The 20456-nt window shown below is 35.7% G+C and carries 15 protein-coding genes and 3 pseudogenes; 7 read left to right on the top strand and 11 right to left on the bottom strand.

All coding sequences use genetic code 11. The features are described 5' to 3' along the window. Positions 1-121 precede the first annotated feature (121 nt). Positions 122-1111 carry a ribonucleotide-diphosphate reductase subunit beta gene (locus tag ACICQD_RS02530; RefSeq protein WP_006280119.1) on the bottom strand — a complete coding sequence of 330 codons (990 nt, stop codon included), beginning with the start codon at positions 1109-1111 and terminating at the stop codon, positions 122-124. 131 nt (positions 1112-1242) lie between these two features. Here ACICQD_RS02530 and ACICQD_RS02525 point away from each other — a divergent pair, with 131 nt between their 5' ends. Next, complete coding sequence (locus ACICQD_RS02525; RefSeq protein ID WP_006279908.1) at positions 1243-1581, top strand: outer membrane protein assembly factor BamE; 339 nt, start codon at positions 1243-1245, stop codon at positions 1579-1581. A 472-nt stretch (positions 1582-2053) separates the two neighbouring features. Here ACICQD_RS02525 and ACICQD_RS02520 read toward each other — a convergent pair whose 3' ends face one another. Then, on the bottom strand, positions 2054-2200 hold the full coding sequence (locus tag ACICQD_RS02520; protein ID WP_395461522.1) for a hypothetical protein: 147 nt from the start codon (positions 2198-2200) through the stop codon (positions 2054-2056). Between the two features lie 78 nt (positions 2201-2278). Continuing rightward, positions 2279-2899, bottom strand: coding sequence for a hypothetical protein (locus ACICQD_RS02515; protein WP_022626225.1), 621 nt, complete (start codon positions 2897-2899; stop codon positions 2279-2281). Positions 2900-3071: 172 nt separating this feature from the next. On the opposite strand from ACICQD_RS02515, the pseudogene ACICQD_RS02510 reads away from it, so the two are divergent. From ACICQD_RS02510 to ACICQD_RS02485, 6 genes and pseudogenes are all read left to right on the top strand, one after another. Continuing rightward, positions 3072-3746: pseudogene (locus tag ACICQD_RS02510) on the top strand (PDDEXK nuclease domain-containing protein); the annotation flags it as partial. A 66-nt stretch (positions 3747-3812) separates the two neighbouring features. Further along, positions 3813-4579 (top strand): IS5 family transposase gene (locus tag ACICQD_RS02505; RefSeq protein ID WP_395461506.1). Its coding sequence is split into 2 segments (ribosomal slippage): positions 3813-4140 and positions 4140-4579, totalling 768 coding nucleotides; the frame shifts between segments, so codons are not numbered across the junction. A 27-nt stretch (positions 4580-4606) separates the two neighbouring features. Further along, positions 4607-4957 (top strand): annotated as a pseudogene (locus tag ACICQD_RS02500) (PDDEXK nuclease domain-containing protein); the annotation flags it as partial. Then, the gene (locus tag ACICQD_RS02495) at positions 4957-5160 is read left to right on the top strand and encodes a hypothetical protein (protein WP_264373857.1); all 204 of its coding nucleotides are present in this window, start codon (positions 4957-4959) and stop codon (positions 5158-5160) included. The pseudogene ACICQD_RS02500 and the gene ACICQD_RS02495, both read left to right, overlap by 1 nt. Further along, the gene (gene recO, locus ACICQD_RS02490; RefSeq protein ID WP_264374151.1) at positions 5157-5879 is read left to right on the top strand and encodes a DNA repair protein RecO; all 723 of its coding nucleotides are present in this window, start codon (positions 5157-5159) and stop codon (positions 5877-5879) included. The genes ACICQD_RS02495 and recO overlap by 4 nt, the downstream gene beginning before the upstream one ends. Positions 5880-6051: 172 nt before the next feature. After that, a complete protein-coding gene (locus tag ACICQD_RS02485) occupies positions 6052-6216 on the top strand; it encodes a hypothetical protein (RefSeq protein WP_010962440.1) in 165 nt (54 codons plus the stop codon). Between the two features lie 114 nt (positions 6217-6330). On the opposite strand, the gene ACICQD_RS02480 is transcribed toward ACICQD_RS02485, so the two are convergent. From ACICQD_RS02480 to ACICQD_RS02445, 8 genes and pseudogenes are all read right to left on the bottom strand, one after another. Continuing rightward, positions 6331-7713 carry a PleD family two-component system response regulator gene (locus ACICQD_RS02480; protein ID WP_264373855.1) on the bottom strand — a complete coding sequence of 461 codons (1383 nt, stop codon included), beginning with the start codon at positions 7711-7713 and terminating at the stop codon, positions 6331-6333. Continuing rightward, the gene (locus ACICQD_RS02475) at positions 7685-7981 is read right to left on the bottom strand and encodes a hypothetical protein (protein WP_038250226.1); all 297 of its coding nucleotides are present in this window, start codon (positions 7979-7981) and stop codon (positions 7685-7687) included. Before ACICQD_RS02475 ends, ACICQD_RS02480 begins: the two co-directional genes overlap by 29 nt. Positions 7982-7985: 4 nt before the next feature. Beyond that, positions 7986-12710, bottom strand: a complete 4725-nt coding sequence (locus ACICQD_RS02470; RefSeq protein ID WP_395461815.1) for an NAD-glutamate dehydrogenase — start codon at positions 12708-12710, stop codon at positions 7986-7988. Positions 12711-12737: 27 nt separating this feature from the next. Continuing rightward, on the bottom strand, positions 12738-15413 hold the full coding sequence (locus ACICQD_RS02465; protein ID WP_395461521.1) for an ATP-dependent Clp protease ATP-binding subunit: 2676 nt from the start codon (positions 15411-15413) through the stop codon (positions 12738-12740). A gap of 969 nt (positions 15414-16382) precedes the next feature. Next, positions 16383-16628 (bottom strand): annotated as a pseudogene (locus ACICQD_RS02460) (PD-(D/E)XK nuclease family transposase); the annotation flags it as partial. Between the two features lie 62 nt (positions 16629-16690). Further along, on the bottom strand, positions 16691-18520 hold the full coding sequence (gene typA, locus ACICQD_RS02455; protein WP_010962447.1) for a translational GTPase TypA: 1830 nt from the start codon (positions 18518-18520) through the stop codon (positions 16691-16693). 105 nt (positions 18521-18625) lie between these two features. Beyond that, positions 18626-19222, bottom strand: coding sequence for an orotate phosphoribosyltransferase (pyrE, locus tag ACICQD_RS02450; RefSeq protein ID WP_006279657.1), 597 nt, complete (start codon positions 19220-19222; stop codon positions 18626-18628). Positions 19223-19225: 3 nt separating this feature from the next. Further along, positions 19226-20410 (bottom strand): dicarboxylate/amino acid:cation symporter, encoded by a 1185-nt coding sequence (locus ACICQD_RS02445; protein WP_010082165.1) that lies wholly within the window; start codon positions 20408-20410, stop codon positions 19226-19228. Between the last annotated feature and the right edge of the window lie 46 nt (positions 20411-20456).

Here is a 20456-nt window from a genome sequence, read left to right as displayed (position 1 = left end):
TATACCAATGTCCTATGGACATATATATGGTAAGTTAGTTGTTAAGTAAAGCAAAACTGTCTAAACTGCACAGCAAATGGTGTAATGAAAGTGGAATGACAAAAAAGAGTGAAATTAGCATTCACTTATTATTCGTGTCATTTTCAGTAAAAGCTTCTTCCCACGTGCCTTGAGTTGCTGCGCGGCTATACTCTGTTACTCTATTTTCAAAGAAATTCGTATGTTCAACGCCATTTAGTATTTCATCAAGCCACGGAATAGGATTATCATTGACATCATATATGGACTCAAGACCTAATTGCATTAACCGTCTGTTTGCTACGTAGCGTATGTAATTGCGCACTTCTTCTGCGGATAGTCCTTCAACATCTCCTAAATCAAAGGCAAGCTTTATGAATTCGTCCTCAAGTTCAACGATGGTGCGACATGCAGAATATAATTCCTCTTTAAACTCGTTGTCCCAAATTTCATTATTCTCTTTAATAAATGTATTAAATAACATGATAATTGAATTGGTGTGCAAAGTTTCATCACGGGCTGACCAGGCGATTATCTGCCCCATTCCTTTCATTTTTCCAAAACGTTGGAAATTGAGCAAAATTGCAAATGATGCAAATAACTGCAACCCTTCAGTGAATGCACCAAACACTGCTAGAGTTTTAGCTACATGTTTTTTATCGTGTTTTTTGCTTTCCTCGAATTCCAACATATATTCATATTTCTTTCTCATAGCATCATACTTTAAAAATGCTTGATACTCACTTTCTGGCATGCCAATTGTGTCTAAAAGATAAGAATAAGCTGCAATGTGTATGGTTTCCATATTGGAAAAGCTTGCAAGCATCATGCATATTTCTGTTGGCTTAAATATATTTGAATAATGCCTCATGTAGCAGTTATTTACTTCAATGTCTGCCTGAGTAAAAAATCTAAAGATCTGGGTTAGTAGATTTTTTTCTACACTTGAAAGTTTAGTTTTCCAATCCTTCACGTCATCAGCGAGCGGAACTTCTTCAGGTATCCAATGGATTCTTTGTTGCTGCAGCCACGCATCATACGCCCAAGGGTAATTAAAAGGTTTGTATATTGGATCTGCTTCTAACAATGACATAAGACACCTATTATTTTCTAAAGTAAATATTATATTAAGTGATATTGAGAATCAGTCAATTTAACTTTTTTGAAATTTGACGGCAGATAATTTATTAGTGTATTATAGCTTCAAGTAATTTATCAACAGAAATGCGAGTATTAATATCTTTTATTTTATTATTTACAGTGAGCTGCACTCACACTATTCACAATCACGGAGCTCCTGGCATTAGTGTTGAATTGTGGAGCAAGATAAAAGTAGGTGACGATAAAGAAAAAGTGGTTCACACTTTAGGATCACCAACATTAGTATCAAAGTTCGATGACAATGTTTGGTACTATGTCTCATATAAAATTAAACAAGCCAATTTTTTAGGAAAAAGGAAGTATAGTAGTAAGTCTCTGCAAATTTCATTCGACCAGGACGGTAAAGTTGAAGATACAAAAGAAACTGACATCTTAGAGAGATCTTTGGCTGTTTCTGATTGAAAGTTTGCTCAGATCTTCCTACGTCATACCGCGGTTCATTCCATAACTGTACGAACATTGCGATTTGGGCCTACCAGAAGGGTGTCATGAAAGTAGCTGACACTAGTTCCTTTATGACGGCAGTGCCCAGACTACTTGGATCCAGGAAACTTAATTGCAAGTAATGCATTGGGTTTGGTAAGTATGGGTTTTGCGTTATAGAATGAAGCACTTTTGGTGAATTTGTAAAGAAAACTGGATCCCAGTGGGCTTTGTTGCATCGCTAGCTATGATGGATTAAAGATAAAAAAGATGGAGAATATCAGTAGCTTATTATTCTGGTATTTATAATAAGAACGGTCAGTGAATACCTAAATTTGAGTAAAAGAAATTTCACTACCACTCACTAATCTGGCTAAAATTCAAGAATTTCAATGCTTTAGCTATTTTCAATAGAATTAAATTTATTAATATAAATAATAAATTACTATTCTTAAATTTGATCAGATTGATTGCAAAAAAACAAGATTTTCAATAGGTTGATTATAATTCTAACTATAGTTAGCCTTTCATAAGTAGCGATGCAACAAAGCCATCCCAGTGTCAAGCACTGGGATGACACCATTTGTTGTAAACTCACTTTTACTCTATGGTTATACTACCTTGCTGCTATCCTGAACGGATACAGTGGGCTTATTAAATTATAGAATTACTTTAGCTATAGAATAAAATCTAGTGTTACTTCACGCCAAATGTGGTGGTGCTGAGTAGGCAAGCCGGTCAATGGGCTACATTTATATACTGCACGCATTGCGTTATCTGCTATCGACCTGAAAAGTGGATTATTTCGATAGGAATCACTGTCTGCTACATCCGCCATAATTATCTCGCCTTGACTGGATAACAATAAGTTAATTTTTATATTAAAATTTTCTTTGTAAGCTATGCTTTCAGGAATGCTCCAGCATTTTGTGAGCTTGTCTCTTATAGAGTTAATAATTTCTGTTACAACTAATTCATCCTTTTTGCTCTCAACGCTTTTTTCGTTTCCTATTTCATTTTTTGCCCCTCTAACATCCCTTCTTAGTTTTTTCTCTACACTTTTTTTTCTTTTTGGAATTGGAATGAATTCTTTACCCTCGTTAATAATGACTTCTTCTTGCATTTCGATAATTTGCCTCGGTTGTGCTACAACAGTGTGCTCAACTATTTCTTTTTTCCTTTGTGGTATAGGAACAGCTAATGTATCATTCGTTTGGGCTTTTGTTGAAGATAACGAAAAAAGCAAAAAACAACATAAAGACAAAAAAAGAATATAATTAGAATAGAAAAAACGCATATGTTAAGCAGCTTGTTTTACTGGTTTAAAGCTAATATTGCACGTAAAGTCAATATATTTTAGTTGATGGACGAGTTTGAAGTCAATAAGGAATCCCTTCAAAGCTGAAGGCAAGCGGAAGATTGTCTTCTCGACAGACAAAGGAATTGTATAATGGATTAAAAGGAACCGTATGACAAAAATTATAGCAAAAGAATATACAGAATTTTTAGAGCAGTTGAAAGATCGTATTGCAACAAGCCGTTATAAGGCAGCAAGAACAGTAAATAAAGAACTGCTACTGCTTTATCATTATATTGGAACGCGGATTCTAGAAAAACAAAAGAGTCAGGGTTGGGGAGCTAAAGTAATTGATCAGTTAAGTAGAGACTTAAAGGCTGAATTCCCGGAAATGAAAGGATTTGGTATTGCTAACTTGCATAATATGAGGCGTTTTGCGGAGATTTATCCTAATCCTGAATTTCTCCAGCAAGTTGCTGGAATATTACCATGGTATCATCATGTCGTTTTAATGGAACGAGTAAAAGATCACGAAGCAAGGCTATTTTATGTAAGAAATGCTTCAGAGTATGGTTGGTCACGCGCTATAATGATACATCAAATAGAACTTGGCCTTCATAAACGGCAAGGTAAAGCAATTACAAATTTTAAAGAAAAACTGCCTTATCCAACATCAGATCTAGCAAATCAAACTCTTAAGGATCCATATATTTTTGATTTTTTAAGTATAGGCAAAGACGCTCATGAGAGAGAAATAGAAAAAGGGTTAGTGGCACATATTGAGAAATTCCTACTGGAACTCGGCGCTGGTTTTTCTTTTGTTGGGCGCCAATACCATTTAACAGTTAGAGCCTGTCTTGAAAAGAAATGAGAAAGAGGATATGATGAGATAAGTAAAAAATAGTAGGTAAAAATGTATCCAAGTGATATAAGTGACAAAGAATGGGAAATTTTGGAGCCAAGTGTTGCACAAGGTGCAATAGGACGGCCAAGAAAGCACAATATTAGAACAATTATTAATGCAATAAGATACATAATGAAAGGTGGTTGCCAGTGGAGAATGCTGCCAAAAGATTTTCCGCCATGGAAAACGGTGTATGATTATTTTCTCAGGTGGCGTAATAGTGGCAAATTGGAAGAAATACACGATATGTTAGTAAAAAAGGTAAGAAAAATGGTTGGCAAAAATGAAATACCTTCGGTAGGAATAATTGATAGTCAATCAGTGAAAACCACTCAAAAAGGGGATCCAGAGGATATGATGCTGGCAAGAAAATAAAGGGTAGAAAACGTCACATCATTGTGGATACAATAGGCCTAATTATTACAGCTGATGTTCATAGTGCAGGCATTCAAGATCGTGATGGTGCTCTAAATCTTTTTACTCAAGCTAAACGAAAAGCTCCAACGCTACAAAGGTTTCTCGCTGATCAGGGATATATTGGTAAATTGCAAAATTACTGTTTATTGAAAACAGGATGTTTATTGACGATTACTAAAAAAGCAGCTGATGCTGTAGGATTTCAAGTTATTCCTAAACGGTGGATTGTTGAAAGAACTTTTGCTTGGCTTTCCAATTTTAGACGTATGAGCAAGGATTATGAGCATTCTCCTCTTACTTCAAAAACTAATATCTCCTTTAATATGATTACTATTATGCTTGCTAAATTAGCTGCTTAGTTCCTTTCAAGACAGGTTCTTAGACAAAAGGATTACTACTTAGATCTCCTATTTTATCACTTAAAGCTTAGGTGTTTTGTAGTAATAGAAATTAAAGCAGTTGAGTTTGAACCAGAACATTCTGGAAAGATGAATTTTTACTTATCAATGGTTGATGACTTGCTAAAACATTCAACAGATAACCCTTCAATAGGATTAATTTTATGCAAATCTAAAGATAATGTACTTGCTGAATATGCACTCCGAGACATGACCAAACCAATAGGTCTTGCAGAATATCAAATCACTGAGAATCTACCAGAAAACATAAAAACAGCTTTACCGACGATAGAAGAATTAGAAGCTGAATTATCCAAAATTTCAGACGAGGAAAAGTAATGTTACTAAAATCATTCAAACAATTATTTAGCAAACCAAAAGCTCAGCATGGAGGCTCAGGAAGAAGAGTGGCAGCCAATAACTTACTCTCTCATAGCCTTGAAACTTTGGAAGCAAACAGTAACAGAGCAAGTGATTTTTATGGATTACAAGCTCTAGGTGTACTATCCTATAATATCATACGGTCAATATACTCTAAATGAGATGGAAAGATGAAGGCATCATTATAGCTGCTAAAAAATACGGCGATAAAAACTTAATTCTCTCTCTGTTTACAAAAAATCATGGAAAGCGCAGGGGATTAACTAAGCTAACAAACAATAGCAATTATAAGTTTCAGATAAGTAATCTATTACATGCAGAATGGAGTGCTAAGTTACCTGAAAATCTAGGTTTTTTTAAGTGCGAATTAATCGAATCTCCATTCCATCATTTTTTTCAAGATAGGTTAAAAAGCATTACTATTGTTTCTTTCTCCTCTATTTTAGAAAAAGTGCTTCCAGAAAGTGAACCCTGTGCCATGCTGTATGACAATTTTCGATATTTCATCGATGTAATTAAACACAACAATCAGTCTTGGCAAAGCCATTACCTTAACTTAGAGCTTCTGCTTCTTACGCAATTGGGATTCAAGTTAGACTTATCAAAATGCGCTATAACAGGTGTTAAGGAAAATCTGCAATTTATTTCTCCAAAAACTGGTAGAGCAGTGTCAAAAAAAGTAGGAGACTATTATGCAGATAAACTCCTACCTTTTCCACAAATGTTGCATGATGTATACAATAATAACTTACAAAACAGCTACTCATTCCAAGAATTTCAGTTAGGACTGAAAGTCACAGGATATTTTTTAAATAAGTATCTATTTTTGCAGTTAAACGTGAAATTTCCAGAGCTGAGAAACCTCATGTTGTCGCTTTAATCTTAGCAGTCCTACGTCATACCGCGATTCATTCGCGGTATCTCTTAGCATAGATCCAGCTAACAAGTAGCGGGATGACGAACTTATCGTCATGCCACCGCGAACCGTCATACCGTGATTTATTCACGGTATCTCTTAGCATAGATCCAGCTAACAAGCAGCGGGACGACGGTTGTCAGGGTGTCATCCCAGCGCCCCTATGATGTCATCCCAGTGCCCAGACACTGGGATCCAGAAAAGTTTGCTTGTGAACAAGCAAACTAGCATGGAAAGTGGTTACAACGTTTTCGATGAGATTATATGGAAAACTGGATTCCAGTGTCAAGCACTGGAATGACAAGGTATAAACCTTATCGTCATGCTGCCGCGAACCGTCATACCGCGATTCATTCGCGGTATAGATTCCGCTAACGAGTAGCGGAATGACGGTTGTCGGCAAACTTAAGCCACTTTAGCTATAGCCAGTAACCACTCTATTCCTACCACTGTTTTTTGCTTTATATAGATATCTGTCAGCACGTACTATAAATTTTTTAATATCATCAAAGTCAGATCCTTGCATTTCTGCAATTCCAATACTCACAGTTACATTATGGGTTGTATTTTTATCCGCAAGTATAAAAGGTTCTTTAGCAATAATTTTTCGTATTCTCTCCGCAATAGTATACGCATCTGATACATTGGTATCTGGCATTACAACAACAAACTCCTCACCACCAAACCTAGCTAGTAAATCTGTCACTCTGATATTTTCAGAAATTCTTTTCTGTATTTGCTTTAAAAGTTCATCTCCAGCACTATGCCCAAAACTGTCATTCACTATCTTAAAATAGTCTATATCAAGTATCATAAGAGACAACCTTCTATCCTTTTCCACAGAGTCCTTAACAATGTTTCTTAAGTGTGCATCAAAATATCTTCTATTATAACAGTTAGTTAATGGGTCCTTTATAGACATTTCCGCATTATTAAATAAATTCATTCTCAAGGCATCTTGATATCTTTTGCGTTTTACTTGCGAATTAACCCTTGCTATTAGCTCACCCTCATCCAAAGGTACTGTTAAATAATCATTAGCACCTACATCAAGTGCTTTTACTAAATTGTTTTTATCATAATCCTCAGAAAGAATCAGAATTGGTGTATAACGTGTTTCCACCTTACTACGAAACTCAGAACACAAACGCAAGCCGTCAGTTTTTGAAAATTGCATATCAGAAATGATCAGGTCGTAACCATTCTCAATACCAACCTTCAATGCTTCCATTGGATCACTCAGTATTTTAATTGACCTAAAGCGTTGCTTTAATATATTATATATCTGCTCTGCTTGATGAACATCCTCATCTATAACAAGTATGTTAGCATCAAAAATCTGATTGGAATAATCCATAATACTGTTTCCTGCGACTCCACCAATCTCAGCGTTAGTTTCTCCTCTTAAACGCAATTCATCTATAATCATTTTTAAGCGCGTGAGAGACTTGATCCTTGCAGATAAAGCAGTTTCGTTTATTGGTTTAGTCAGAAAATCATCCGCGCCAGCATTAATACCTTGCACTCTATCATGAGTGTCATGCAGCGCAGTTACCATAATTATTGGAATATGGGTTGTCAAGGGATCACTCTTTAGCTCCTTACAAACTTCAAAGCCATTCATCTTTGGCATCATGATATCAAGTAATATAATATCGGGCTGCTGCTTTGCTACTAAATCTATAGCTTCTTCACCATCATGAGCTACGATAACCGTATAGTACTCTGCTTTTAGTCGAGCTTCTAAAAGCTTGACATTAGATAGTACATCATCTACTACCAGAATCTTTGCTGTCATTATCTTTAGATGTATTATCTATATCATAAGTAGGATAAAGCTTACCATTTTTACCAATTATGTAATTTACTTTCTCAGCATTACATTCTTTATATAAGTCTTCAACTCCTGCATCTTTCAATAACCTCCTAGCTTTTGATTTTATAATCATAAGATACTTATACACATTCCTAATAAGATCAATAAATACAGGCACCTTATTTTTATCAAGAACAATTATGCTCACTAAAGCTACAACTAAAATTTCTGAAAGACCTATATTGAACATTTTCCTATGAAGCAAGTACTTTAATCCTTCTGATTATAAATATTAATTTGCTTAAATCAAGTTTAGAAGCAACCATCTCATCTAAAAAACTATTATAACGTTCTATGTAGTCCTTATCATTACAAGCCCAGGTTTGAACCTTATCTTCAGGGTTATCAGTAGCTTTTATGACTTTAACAGCTAGCTTGTGATGGTAATTGCTTAAATCGTCCAATAAATCATTAACTAAGCTGCGATCCCAATAAGAAGAGCGGCTTTTCATCTTGATGGCAATTGTCCTAATCAGATCGAATCTTAACAGCGACTTTAACTCAAAGTATATTTTACCAGCATCAAGAATGGACAAAGATGTCTGTTCAGCAACAGATATAATATCCAGTGCATAAGTAAGAACGCACAGGTCAGCAATTTTTTTTGCTAGATCTTTATCTATATTAAGTTCCACTAAAGAAGTGTATCCATGATTACAGACCTTTAACAGGTGTTCATCTAAAACATCATGGCCTAAAGTTTCAATTGCATCTTTAAATTTTGTAACATCATCCAATTCTACAAAGCTAAGATTTTTTACTAACCAAAACGATACTCTGCCAATAAATTTCTGCACATTTCTCACTATTTGCAAGTATGAGTTAATATCAATTTTTCCATCCAATTCATCAATTTTCTGCCACAGGTTATTTAAATCATATAGGTGGTTAACAACGATATATATGTTAACTGCTTCGTGTACCTTAATTCCAGTATTCTCAACTAAATTATTAATAAATATACAGCCCATCCTATTTACAACATCATTTGCAATGCAAGTGGAGATAATTTCTCTACGAAGTTGGTGTTTTAATATGAAATCCTTAAACTCTGTTAACATCTTTTTAGGAAAATAACCTAGCAAGTAGTCATTAGATATAAGATCTTTTTCAGGCAGATCGGAATGTATAATTTTATTTTTTATTGCTGTTCTAGCATAAGATATTAGAATAGAAAGCTGAGGAGAACTGAAACCTTCTGCACCGGTTAACATCCTTGCTACCTCTTCGTCAGCTGGAAGAAATTCTACGCTTCGGTTTAACAGCCCAGATTTTTCTAAACTGAGCAGTAACCTGTGGTCCTGCTCCAATCTCTCTTTAGCTTGCAAACACTCAAGAAGTAATGCTTTTGTTTCAATTCTGTTGTGGTTCTCAAGCACCTTGGATGCAACTTCATCCACCATACTTGCCAGTATTTCATTCCTTTTTTCTAAAGAAATACCCCCTGCTTTCATAGCTGAAACAAATGCAATCTTAATGTTAACTTCAAGGTCCGAACATATCACTCCGGCTGAATTATCAACAAAATCTGCATTGATATATCCACCTCTTTCAGCATATTCTATTCTCCCAAGCTGTGTACAACCAAGATTTCCACCCTCTATAAACATAGAAGCTCTAATATCCTTACCGTTTACTCTTAATTCATCGTTTGCTTTGTCACCGACCATGCTATGACTTTCACTCTTTGCCTTAACAAACGTGCCAATTCCTCCATTCCATATGAAGTCCACTTTTGCTTTCAACAGATATCTAATCAAATCACTTGGAGGTAGCATATCTTCTGTTATATCAAAGCATTCTTTTATTTCTTGAGAAATGTTTACTTGCTTGCTGCTACGCTCAAATACTCCTCCACCCTTAGAAATCAAATCTTTGTTATAATCCATCCAAGTTGAAAATGGTAACTCAAAGAGGCGTTTACGCTCTGTGAAACTCTTTTCTGCATCAGGGTTTGGGTCAACAAAAATATGCATATGGTTAAATGCGCCGATTAAATGTATATTTTTTGAAAGCAGCATACCATTTCCAAATAAGTCGCCAGCCATATCCCCAATTCCAATAACAGTTGCATCCTGGTAAATATCCTTATTCATTTTCCAAAAATGCCTCTGTGCTGCAATCCATGCACCTCTTGCTGTAATACCCATTTTCTTATGGTCGTAACCTACTGATCCACCAGATGCAAATGCATCGCCAAGCCAAAAGTTATATTCAGAGGCTATCTGGTTGGCATAATCAGAAAATGAAGCAGTTCCTTTATCAGCAGCAACCACGAGATATGGATCATCTTCATCATACCTAATCACATTCTCTGGTGGAATTATTTTACCATCAACCACGTTATCAGTAATATCAAGCATTCCTCTGATAAAACTCTTATAGCACTCAACACTTTTCTCTCTTAAAATATTCTTATCTTTATAAGCTTGCTTTATTACAAACCCACCCTTTGCACCAACAGGGACAATAACCGCATTTTTTGTCATCTGAGCTTTCATGAGCCCCAAAACTTCAGTGCGAAAATCTTCCGTCCTATCCGACCACCTTAAGCCACCACGGGCTAATTTCCCTCCTCTTAGATGTATTCCCTCAAAAAGGTTTGAATAAATATACAATTCACGATACGGACGAGGATCAGGTAAACCATTTATTTTACTTGAGTCAAATTTTGTAGATAAATATGGTTTATCGTCTTGATAATAACTGGTCCTTAAAATAGCCATTATCAAGTTAAATATCGAGCGCAAAACGTAATCATGTGAAACATTGCTGATCTCTTTTAGAAGTTCCTCAATTTTTTCTCTGACAATGTCCGTAGTTTCTGCTCTATCAATGTCTATGTTAGGATCAAATCTTGCATGAAATAGTTGTATCAAATACTTTACTATTTTTGGATGCTCTGAGACTACCTTTTGGATATATTCTGGATTGTAGTTAAATGACGTCTGCTTTAGGTAAGCACTTAACGCTCTAACCAGAAGCACTTCTTTCCACTTGAGCCCAGCAATAATGATCAAACTATTGAAATAGTCATTTTTAATTTCCTTGCTAAACACTTTCGCAAGTGTTATTTCAAATTGCTCTTTTAGAGTAATGTTGTCTATTAATTCATCGACTCTTGACAACACAAAATGGTGTATCCATATTCCACCGTTAATTTCTATGTAATAGCCATTATGAGATAGAATTTTAGCTCCCAAATTCTTAGTGATCCTTAATATCTTCGATAATTCAAGGCCTCCATTGTTTGGAGTATAAACCTTTAATTGATAATTAAGATTATCACGAGTAAGTCTTAAATCGACCTCGCTAACTCCTTTCTTCCTCACTATCTCCAATTTTTTCATATCGTAATATGCGTCATGAGGTTCGAAACTCTCTTGATAGCTTATTGGAAATGCCTTGCAATAACGGATGAATATATCCTCAACAGTGCTAAAAGTATTGTATAAATTGTCTATAAAACGATCTTCCCACTTTTCTGTAATGTTTCTTAATTTGTTTTCGATACGCAAAACTTCATCATCAAGAACGCTAGCATTTTTGGTCTTTAGCACTACATGCAATTTCATCAAATCATATTCATTGATAATGTGATTGTTATAAATATCTGAACTTCCTGCACTTGTCTCATCCTTCAATATGTCACGTATCTTGAACATTAGCCTAGCGCTAGCATAACGCATCGGTATCAGCACTATGCAACTAATAAAATCCCCGACTCTTCTTAAAAATAATCTGACCCTTGGCCTAATCGCAAGAGACATGATCGAAATGCAAATTTTAAATAATTCGTCTTCATTTGATTGGAATAATTCATCACAAGAGAACACTTGCAAAATAGAAATCAAAGCTTTATTGTTGTGGCCCCCGGTTACAAATCCTGCATTTTTTTCTATAACTTTAACTTTATCTTTTATTATTGGAATAGTTAGAATATCTTGGACCTCCGCTACAGAAGTAAATAGCCCGAAAAAACGCCGTTCCTTTACTACATTACCCTGGTCATCAAATTCTTTTACTCCTATACAATTCATGTATGTACGCCGATGGACTATTGAGATTAGATCTGATCTCAATATGTATAGGGAATCAAGGTTTGCAGAAGGAATCAACGTACTTTGACCTACTCTCATCAGGCCAAGGTCCTTTTTGCCATCACAGACGAGTTTTTCATCTTTACCAGCAATATATTCTTGATAACCTAGAAATACAAAATTATTATTCTTTAACCAAACTAGAAAATCTTTTTGCTCTTGATTTCGGTCTGGTGTCATTCCAGTGCGTGACACTGGAATCCACGTGTCCTTTTCCTGGATCCCAGCTGGGATGACAGAAAGACTTGCCTCATCAAGTTTCTTGAGCATTAAGTGCCAATCTTTCACAACACAATTAACTGCTTTCAGCGTTTTTTGTAGAGATTCTTTTAATGTATCAACAAAACTTTCACTTATACCTTTGATAATTACATATATGACTGACTCTTTGATTCCATTGCTTTCTTCCAAAGGGTAAATCTCATCTATTAGGCCATCTTTTCTTTTAATGTTAATTATGCTGTTGCTGTAATAGCATATTGTTAAATTGTGCGACTTAATAGTTGCAATAACGGAGTCAACCAAAAATGGCATATCATCGTTTGTTATCTTAATCGTGGTAAAATCGCCTTCTATTCCTGGTATATCATCTATATTGCTTACTACTAACTTACTTTCATCTTTCTCTTTTTGAGAAACAAAATTGTAAGCATCGTTTACAATATATAGCAAAAACTTATCGTTAGCTTTTAGATCGCTTTTATAAACAAAACTATAAAAATACTTAATAAATTTTTTAATTTTTTCTTTATCTTGCTGATTTTCTTGATCAGCTAACTTAAATAAAGACTCAGTGTCAACATTATGATCTATACACATTTTTTTTAACAAAAATACACAGTGAACTTAAACCTTTTTAACTAAGATTTCATTATCAAGAGCGTACACTATTAGTTCATCATTTTCTACTACTTCCCCTGATAAAACTAATTTAGCTAAATTATTTTGAATACACTCTTGTATCACCCTTTTTAGGGGCCTTGCTCCATATTCAGGGTCATAGCCAGTTTGTGCTATTAGTTCTTTAGCTTCCTGCGACAAACTTATACTCAGTTTACGCTTAGCAAGTGTTTTTTGTAAATAAGAAAATTGAACATCTATAATTTTATAGATGTCATTTCTGGTTAAACTGTGAAATATAATAATTTCATCCAGTCTGTTTAAAAATTCTGGACGAAATGTTGATTTAACTATTTGCATCACTTCGCTTTTTACAGAGTTAGCAACTCCTCCTTCCGATGTCATTCCAGCGCGTGACGCTGGAATCCACTTTTTTTCCTGGATCCCAGTGTCAGCTACTTGGATGACAGAGGGCTTTTCAAGAGGGCTATTTTCTTTTGCTCCTTTAAGCATTATCTCAGCACCAAGGTTAGAAGTTAAAATCAGTATGGTATTGCGAAAATCAATTAATTTGCCATGACTATCAGTGAGTCTACCCTCATCCAAGATCTGTAGCAATAGGTTAAATATATCAGGATTTGCCTTTTCTATCTCATCAAATAAGATTACCTGATATGGTCTTCTCCTCACTGCTTCAGTTAATCTGCCACCTTGTTCATAGCCAACATACCCTGGAGGCGCGCCAATTAACTTTGAAACAGAATGTTTTTCCATATATTCTGACATATCAAAACGCAAAAGCGCTGATTGATCGTCAAACAGAAATTCAGCAAGGGCTTTTGCCAATTCTGTTTTTCCAACTCCGGTTGGACCCAAGAATAAGAATGAACCAAAAGGTCGATTAGTATCTTGCACACCAGAGCGAGAGCGCCTAACTGCATTACTTATCGCTTCTATTGCATCTTTCTGCCCTATTACTCTTCTTCCTATTTCATTCTCCATGTTGAGAAGTTTTTCCTTTTCGCTGTGCATCATGTTATCAACTGGAATTCCTGTCCACTTTGAAACAATGTTTGCAATATCATCTCCAGTCACTTCTTTCTTTAAGAAACTATCAGTAACCTTTTCCTGATTTTTTAATTCATTCTCAAGCTGAGGAATCACACCATACATCAGCTCTCCTGCTCTTCCCAAATTCCCACTACGCTGAACTAATTCCAACTCTTTTCTAGCGTTATCTAATTTTTCGGCTGTTTCTTGTATTCTAGCTATTTTATTCTTTTCCATCTGCCATTTGCTGTTCAAGTCAGCAAATTTACTGTTTAGATTTTCGATCTCTTCATTTATCTTTTTTAAACGCTGTTTAGAATTTTCATCACTTTCTTTTTTTAAAGCCTCTGCTTCAATCTTTAGCTGTATAACCTTTCTCTCAAGTTCATCAATAACTTCAGGCTTGCTATCCATTTCAATTCTCACCCTACTTGCTGCTTCATCAATCAAATCAATTGCTTTATCAGGTAAAAACCTATCTGTTATATATCTATTGGACAACGTTGCAGCAGCAATTATTGCACCGTCTGTAATTCTTATACCATGATGCACCTCATATCTTTCCTTCAAACCCCTGAGTATTGAAATGGTATCAGTTTCAGTTGGTTGAGAAATAAACACAGGCTGGAAACGCCTTGCAAGCGCAGGATCTTTTTCTATATGCTGACGATATTCATCTAAAGTTGTGGCTCCTATACAGCGAATTTCTCCACGCGCAAGAGCAGGCTTCAGCAGATTCGAGGCATCCATTGCACCACTTGTTGCTCCTGCTCCAACTAAAGTATGAAGCTCATCTATAAACAAGATAACTTTTCCCTCCGCTTTCGAAAGCTCATTAATAACTGCTTTTAACCTTTCTTCAAATTCTCCTCTAAACTTTGTTCCAGCGATTAATGCACCAAGATCCAAAGCTAAGACCTTTGCATCATGCAAACCAAGTGGTACATCGTTTGCAACAATTCTATTTGCAAGCCCCTCAACTATTGCAGTTTTTCCAACACCAGGTTCACCGATCAGCACTGGATTATTTTTTGTCCGCCTCAGTGATACCTGCATAGTTCTTCTGATCTCTTCATCACGACCAATTACAGGATCAAGCTTTCCTTGCATAGCAAGCTCTGTAACATCTTTTGTATATTTCTTTGCCGCGTTTAATTTTTCCTCACTGTTTGGCGAGTCCGCACTGCTGCCCTTTCTCATTTCTGCAACAACTGAGTTCAGTTTTTGTGGAGTCACACCATTCTCTGCCAGAATTTTGCCTACAGTATCATCTTTTTGTGCAGTGAGGCCCTGCAGTAAACGCTCGACAGCAACAAATGAATCTTTATTTCTCTTTGCAATACCAATTGAATCTTCAAAAACTTTTGCTATTTCTCTTGAAAGTTGAAGGCCACCACTTCCTGGACCTTCAATTACTGGCAACTTTTTTATTGCGCTATCCACAGCATCAGAAATACTTTGCACACTTCCACCACAAGCGTTTATCAAATCCTGAACTAAACCTGATTCATCTTCAAGCATCACTTTTAGTAAATGCTCAGGCATAAAAATCTGATGCCCAGCTCCCAACGCTTTCATTTGAGCACTTTGAATTAGACTTTTTGCTTTTTCGGTAAATTTATTTAAGTCCATAACACCAGTTAAATTCGTATTTGCTGATGTATATAACAACTGATTTCATAAATTTAAACCTAAAGTTGTTTATTGTTAGGTATGAAATTTAAAACTTTCTTAAAAAAGGAACTATCATAGTAACCATACAAATATCTTGTATCTCAAGACCTTTGGTTTTTGTTGCTGAAAATGGTTGTATTATTTAAGTTATTAACAATATACAATACTAAGTTAATGTAATTTATTTGGAGATGACAGGAAAATTTATTGTAACTTTATATTTTAAATAGAATAAAGTTCTTTTGTTAGTATTGTCCTTTTTGTAAAAAATATTCCTAATTTCTTCATCATTTCTGTGGGTAAGGTCATCTGCTTCTCTACCTCAAGTGGTTAACAAAGTTTCTTGTCACGAGGGACCAAATGGAAATCTGCTCGTTTTCACGCGAATTAATGTTACAAATTCTATACATTTCGTTACAAAATGGCATTCGCTTTCTCCATTATCCTTTACCTGCATTTTCATCAGCGTTCCTTGCGGTTTGCTTGCCATATAGGCGGAAATACAGGCTTACCCTGTTCCTTCTGTCATACAACAGTGGGTTAGGTGACTTCTCTATACCGGTGATTTGCGTACATCCAGAAATGAAAAATGTCACATTACCTTTTGGTCGGAGCTTATCAGCATCTTTAGCTCTTTAATCGTTACGATACTTATGAAGCTTCACTTACGTTCACCATACCACTAAGCCTAGCTCTCCAACCACATGATGCTTGTAGTTTATGCTCCTTTCACGATTGAGCATCTTCTTTTTCAAGAGGAGGTTCATTGTCCGCATCGCTTGGCACCAACCGGTTACCCGATTCGCACTGATGCATAGACTCAGATGGCAAAACATCTGGTTTAATAAGTTTTAGAACTCTTTTAGTTTCTTTCTGAAGGAATTCCTCTCCTTTTAAACAATATGACCGAAGACTTTCAGGTCGCACCATTTCAATAATTAGCTGGGTTCCAGCAGAATCAGTACAGAAAACATCAACAATACTTTGTTTTTTAGAGGCAATCTCAGCATCCATGATAGTGCTGAGAAATTCTATTTCTTCTATTTCATCTTTGCCAGCGAAGCCCAATATATCATTGAGAAAGTGAATGAGAATATCTTTATTTTTCTCAGTGCCAAATATTCTCTTGAACGCGAAATTGTTTTTTGGATCGAGAAATTTCGAAAAGGCCATAATTAAATACAATTAGGAGACGAATAATTATACACTATTTTTCGCAAATGTTCAACCTCTGATTACTCCTTATTCTTTGCCCTTCCTGCACGCTTACGTTCATTTGGATCAAGGAATTTCTTGCGTAAACGTATAGATTTTGGAGTTACTTCCACCAATTCATCATCATCTATATACGCTATCATATCCTCCAGTGTCATTATCTTTGGTGGAGTGAGCTTTATAGCTTCATCACTACCTGAAGCTCTTACGTTTGTTAATTGCTTACCCTTTAACACATTTATCTCCAAATCATTGTCACGGCTATGCTGGCCGACAACCATGCCACAATATACCTTATCCTGTGGCTTAATAAACATAATTCCCCTGTCTTGCAAATTGAAAATTGCATATGCCACAGCCTCACCCTTATCTGTAGAAATTAAAACTCCATTGCGCCTTCCAGAAATTGGACCTCTATGTGGAGCATAACTGTGAAATAAACGGTTAATTATGCCTGTGCCACGAGAATCAGTTAAAAACTCTCCTTGATAACCGATTAATCCTCTTGATGGCACTAAAAACGTTAATCTTGTCCTGCCATTACCAGAAGGTCTCATGTCAGTTACTTCACCTTTACGGAAGCTGAGTTTTTCCATGATGATTCCACTATATTCATCATCTACATCAATTACTACTTCCTCTATAGGTTCAAGTTTTTTACCGCCTTCTTCTTTAAATAACACGCGAGGGCGTGATACCGAAAGCTCAAAACCTTCTCTCCTCATATTTTCAATTAACACTCCAAGCTGTAACTCACCACGCCCACCTACTTCAAATGCTTCACCGCTTGGTGCTAAAGTCACAGTAATTGCAACATTTGTTTCTGCCTCCGCGTATAAGCGATCCTTTATAGCAGTTGAGGTAAGCTTTGTACCTTCTTGCCCAGCAAAAGGTGAATCATTAACACTCAGAGTAATCGCCATTGTCGGCGGATCAACTGGAGTTGAGCTTACTGCAGTTGTAACCTCTGGTGCTGCTATAGTGTCTGAAACTGAAGCTTCCTCAAGCCCTGCAATTGCAATTATGTCTCCTGCCACAGCTTGTTCTACTGGAATGCGTTTCAAGCCAGAAAATGAGAGCAACTTAGTTAATCTTCCTCGTTCAATTACTTTGCCATCGAGGTCAAGCACCTTAAGATCTGAATTGACTTTTGCAATGCCCTGATAAACCTTTCCTGTCAATATTCTGCCAAGAAACTTATCAGACTCAAGTAGAGTGACCAACATAGCAAAAGGTGCATTTTGATTATAAACAGAAGGTTTTATATAATCTATAACCGTTGAAAATAATGGGCTTAAATCTTTTCTTTCATCAGAAAGCTCCTTAGCACACCAGCCATTTCTACCTGAAGCATACAACACTGGAAAATCTAGCTGCTCGTTGGTTGCATCAAGGTTAAAAAATAACTCATATATTTCATTTAATACTTCATCAATTCTGCTATCTGGTCGGTCGACCTTATTGATTATCACAATTGGCTTCAAATTTGCTTTTAGTGCTTTTGAGAGCACAAATTTTGTTTGTGGCATGGGACCTTCTGCAGCGTCAACCAGCAGCAACACACCATCTGCCATGCACAATACCCTTTCCACTTCCCCACCAAAGTCCGCGTGCCCTGGCGTGTCAATAATATTGATCTTTTCATCGCCCCACATTATTGATGTACATTTTGCAAGTATTGTAATTCCGCGTTCACGCTCTTGATCACCACTATCCATCACTCGTTCTTGAACTTCTTGATTCTCGCGGAATGTGCCACTTTGTTTTAACATGTTATCAAGTAAAGTAGTTTTACCGTGGTCAACGTGTGCGATTATTGCTATATTTCGGATCGATTTAAATTCGTTCATTTTCTATCATTTCAAAATTAATTTAGTAATAAGTATACATAAAATACACTTGGAGTAAATAACTAAAGCTGTGTATAAATGCTGTGTTTCCAAGATATTATAGGATTACTTTGTTAAATATTCCCTACTCCCAGGTTTTGTTATGGGTAGTTGTTTTAATTCACTTGGAAGTTCTTCCTCGCTGTAGTTTTTGATGTTCAGTTCAATCAAAGATATGACAGGAAAAGGCAGTTTCGTTTCACTATTTCTCTTTATCAAAGAAGCTTCAGCAACAACTTTACCTCCTTCCCCTTCTGCACATTCCACTGCTTCAAGTGAAGATTTACCTGTGGTTATTACATCTTCAATGAGCAATATTTTCTCACCCTTTTTGATCTTAAATCCACGGCGTAATTCAAACTTACCATTAACGCGCTCGCAAAACATTGTCTTTATTCCAAGCTGCCTGCCAATCTCATAACCCACAATTATTCCACCAATTGCAGGAGATAATATTAAATCTATGGAGCTATTTAATTCTTTTTTTATTTTATCTGCTAATAATGCGCAAACTTTCATGGCTCTGCTTGGATTTTCAAAAATCTTCGCACACTGTATGTATGTGTCACTATGCAGCCCGGATGATAAAACAAAATGCCCATGCAAAATTGCTTCTGCTTCTTTAAATTCTTTTATTATTAGGTTATTTTCGTCTAATATCATTTTTTAAGTTTCACTATTACATTCTTTATTAATTATCTGAGTGATACAAACATCAGACCACACATTTATTGCAGTTTCAAACATATCGATGATTGTATAAATAGGCAAAATCAGTCCCATAATATGCAGAGGAACATTCATCGACATGAGATAACTGGTTGCCATAAAATAGCACCCCATCGGCACTCCAGCGTTACCAATTGCAGCCCCTGTAGCTAAAAAAATCCATATCAACATTTCGCTTAAGGAAAATACGTATCCGTTCATTTCTGCAACAAACATTACAGTGATTAGTATAAATGCAGCACATGCATTCATGTTAATTGTTGTGCATATTGGTAAAATAAAAGACGATAATTTCTTTGGCACCTTTAGCTTGTTCTGCACACATTCTATAGTTGTTGGCAATGTTGCACTGGATGATTTAGAAAAAAACGCAAGTGTGAGTGCTGGCATAACCCCTTTCAGCGTTTGAATTGGTGATATGCCTTTATACCACATAAATAGCGGTAAAATCAGAAATGCCTGCACAAAATTTGCAGACATTATGCAAACAAAATACCATAAAAGATTGTAGAACTCACTACCGCCTTTTAATTCATGCAAAAAACATGTAATAAAAGACCAAACAGCAAGCGGAATAAATTTTAATAACCCTTGAGCAATTTTAAGTAGCGTATCAAAAAGTGCAGAGAATACTTGATATAATATATCCTGCTTTTCTTTTGAAAGTGAAACAATAGCTCCACCCATCAAAAAAGCGATTAATATGCTACCAATCATATTATTTTCAAGAAAAACTTGCACAAAATTAGAAGGAATGAGTGATTTTAAATATGAAAAATAACTGTGGTTATTGCTGTTAATACTCCCTATTGTATTACTTATGAAATTTTTTCTTGCTGGATCTATTAACAAATAAAACGATAATGCAACAAACGCAGCTATAATAGTTGTAAGCAGAGTATAAAATAGTGTTTTCTTAACTAAGACTTTGATTTCAATTGAGTCTTTGAGCCCGGAAATTGTGGAAACTATGGATAAAAAAACCAGAGGTAAGCTTATTAATTTGAGCAAGCTGATAAAGATATCACTAAATAGCTTTGCTATTTCAAATATGATTTCATTGTTTAGGTAGTAAGCAACTATTGCAAGCAGTATAGAAAAAAGTATTGCAAACTTGTGCATTGAAAATAAAACTTCAAAGTAACATTATACAATAATTTTGCTGTTT

Source organism: Wolbachia endosymbiont (group A) of Therophilus tumidulus, from assembly GCF_964277345.1.
Classification (GTDB): Bacteria; Pseudomonadota; Alphaproteobacteria; order Rickettsiales; family Anaplasmataceae; genus Wolbachia; species Wolbachia pipientis.
Note: the sequence above shows the minus strand (reverse complement) of the source record. Positions and strands in the feature narration are given on the sequence as shown.

Coding starts and splice junctions, on each gene's coding strand:
- ACICQD_RS02530 (WP_006280119.1), bottom strand. CDS start 1,111: ATGTCATTGTTAGAAGCAGATCCAATATACAAACCTTTTAATTACCCT.
- ACICQD_RS02525 (WP_006279908.1), top strand. CDS start 1,243: ATGCGAGTATTAATATCTTTTATTTTATTATTTACAGTGAGCTGCACT.
- ACICQD_RS02515 (WP_022626225.1), bottom strand. CDS start 2,899: ATGCGTTTTTTCTATTCTAATTATATTCTTTTTTTGTCTTTATGTTGT.
- ACICQD_RS02495 (WP_264373857.1), top strand. CDS start 4,957: ATGTTACTAAAATCATTCAAACAATTATTTAGCAAACCAAAAGCTCAG.
- recO (WP_264374151.1), top strand. CDS start 5,157: ATGAGATGGAAAGATGAAGGCATCATTATAGCTGCTAAAAAATACGGC.
- ACICQD_RS02480 (WP_264373855.1), bottom strand. CDS start 7,713: ATGACAGCAAAGATTCTGGTAGTAGATGATGTACTATCTAATGTCAAG.
- ACICQD_RS02475 (WP_038250226.1), bottom strand. CDS start 7,981: ATGTTCAATATAGGTCTTTCAGAAATTTTAGTTGTAGCTTTAGTGAGC.
- ACICQD_RS02470 (WP_395461815.1), bottom strand. CDS start 12,710: ATGTGTATAGATCATAATGTTGACACTGAGTCTTTATTTAAGTTAGCT.
- ACICQD_RS02465 (WP_395461521.1), bottom strand. CDS start 15,413: ATGGACTTAAATAAATTTACCGAAAAAGCAAAAAGTCTAATTCAAAGT.
- typA (WP_010962447.1), bottom strand. CDS start 18,520: ATGAACGAATTTAAATCGATCCGAAATATAGCAATAATCGCACACGTT.
- pyrE (WP_006279657.1), bottom strand. CDS start 19,222: ATGATATTAGACGAAAATAACCTAATAATAAAAGAATTTAAAGAAGCA.
- ACICQD_RS02445 (WP_010082165.1), bottom strand. CDS start 20,410: ATGCACAAGTTTGCAATACTTTTTTCTATACTGCTTGCAATAGTTGCT.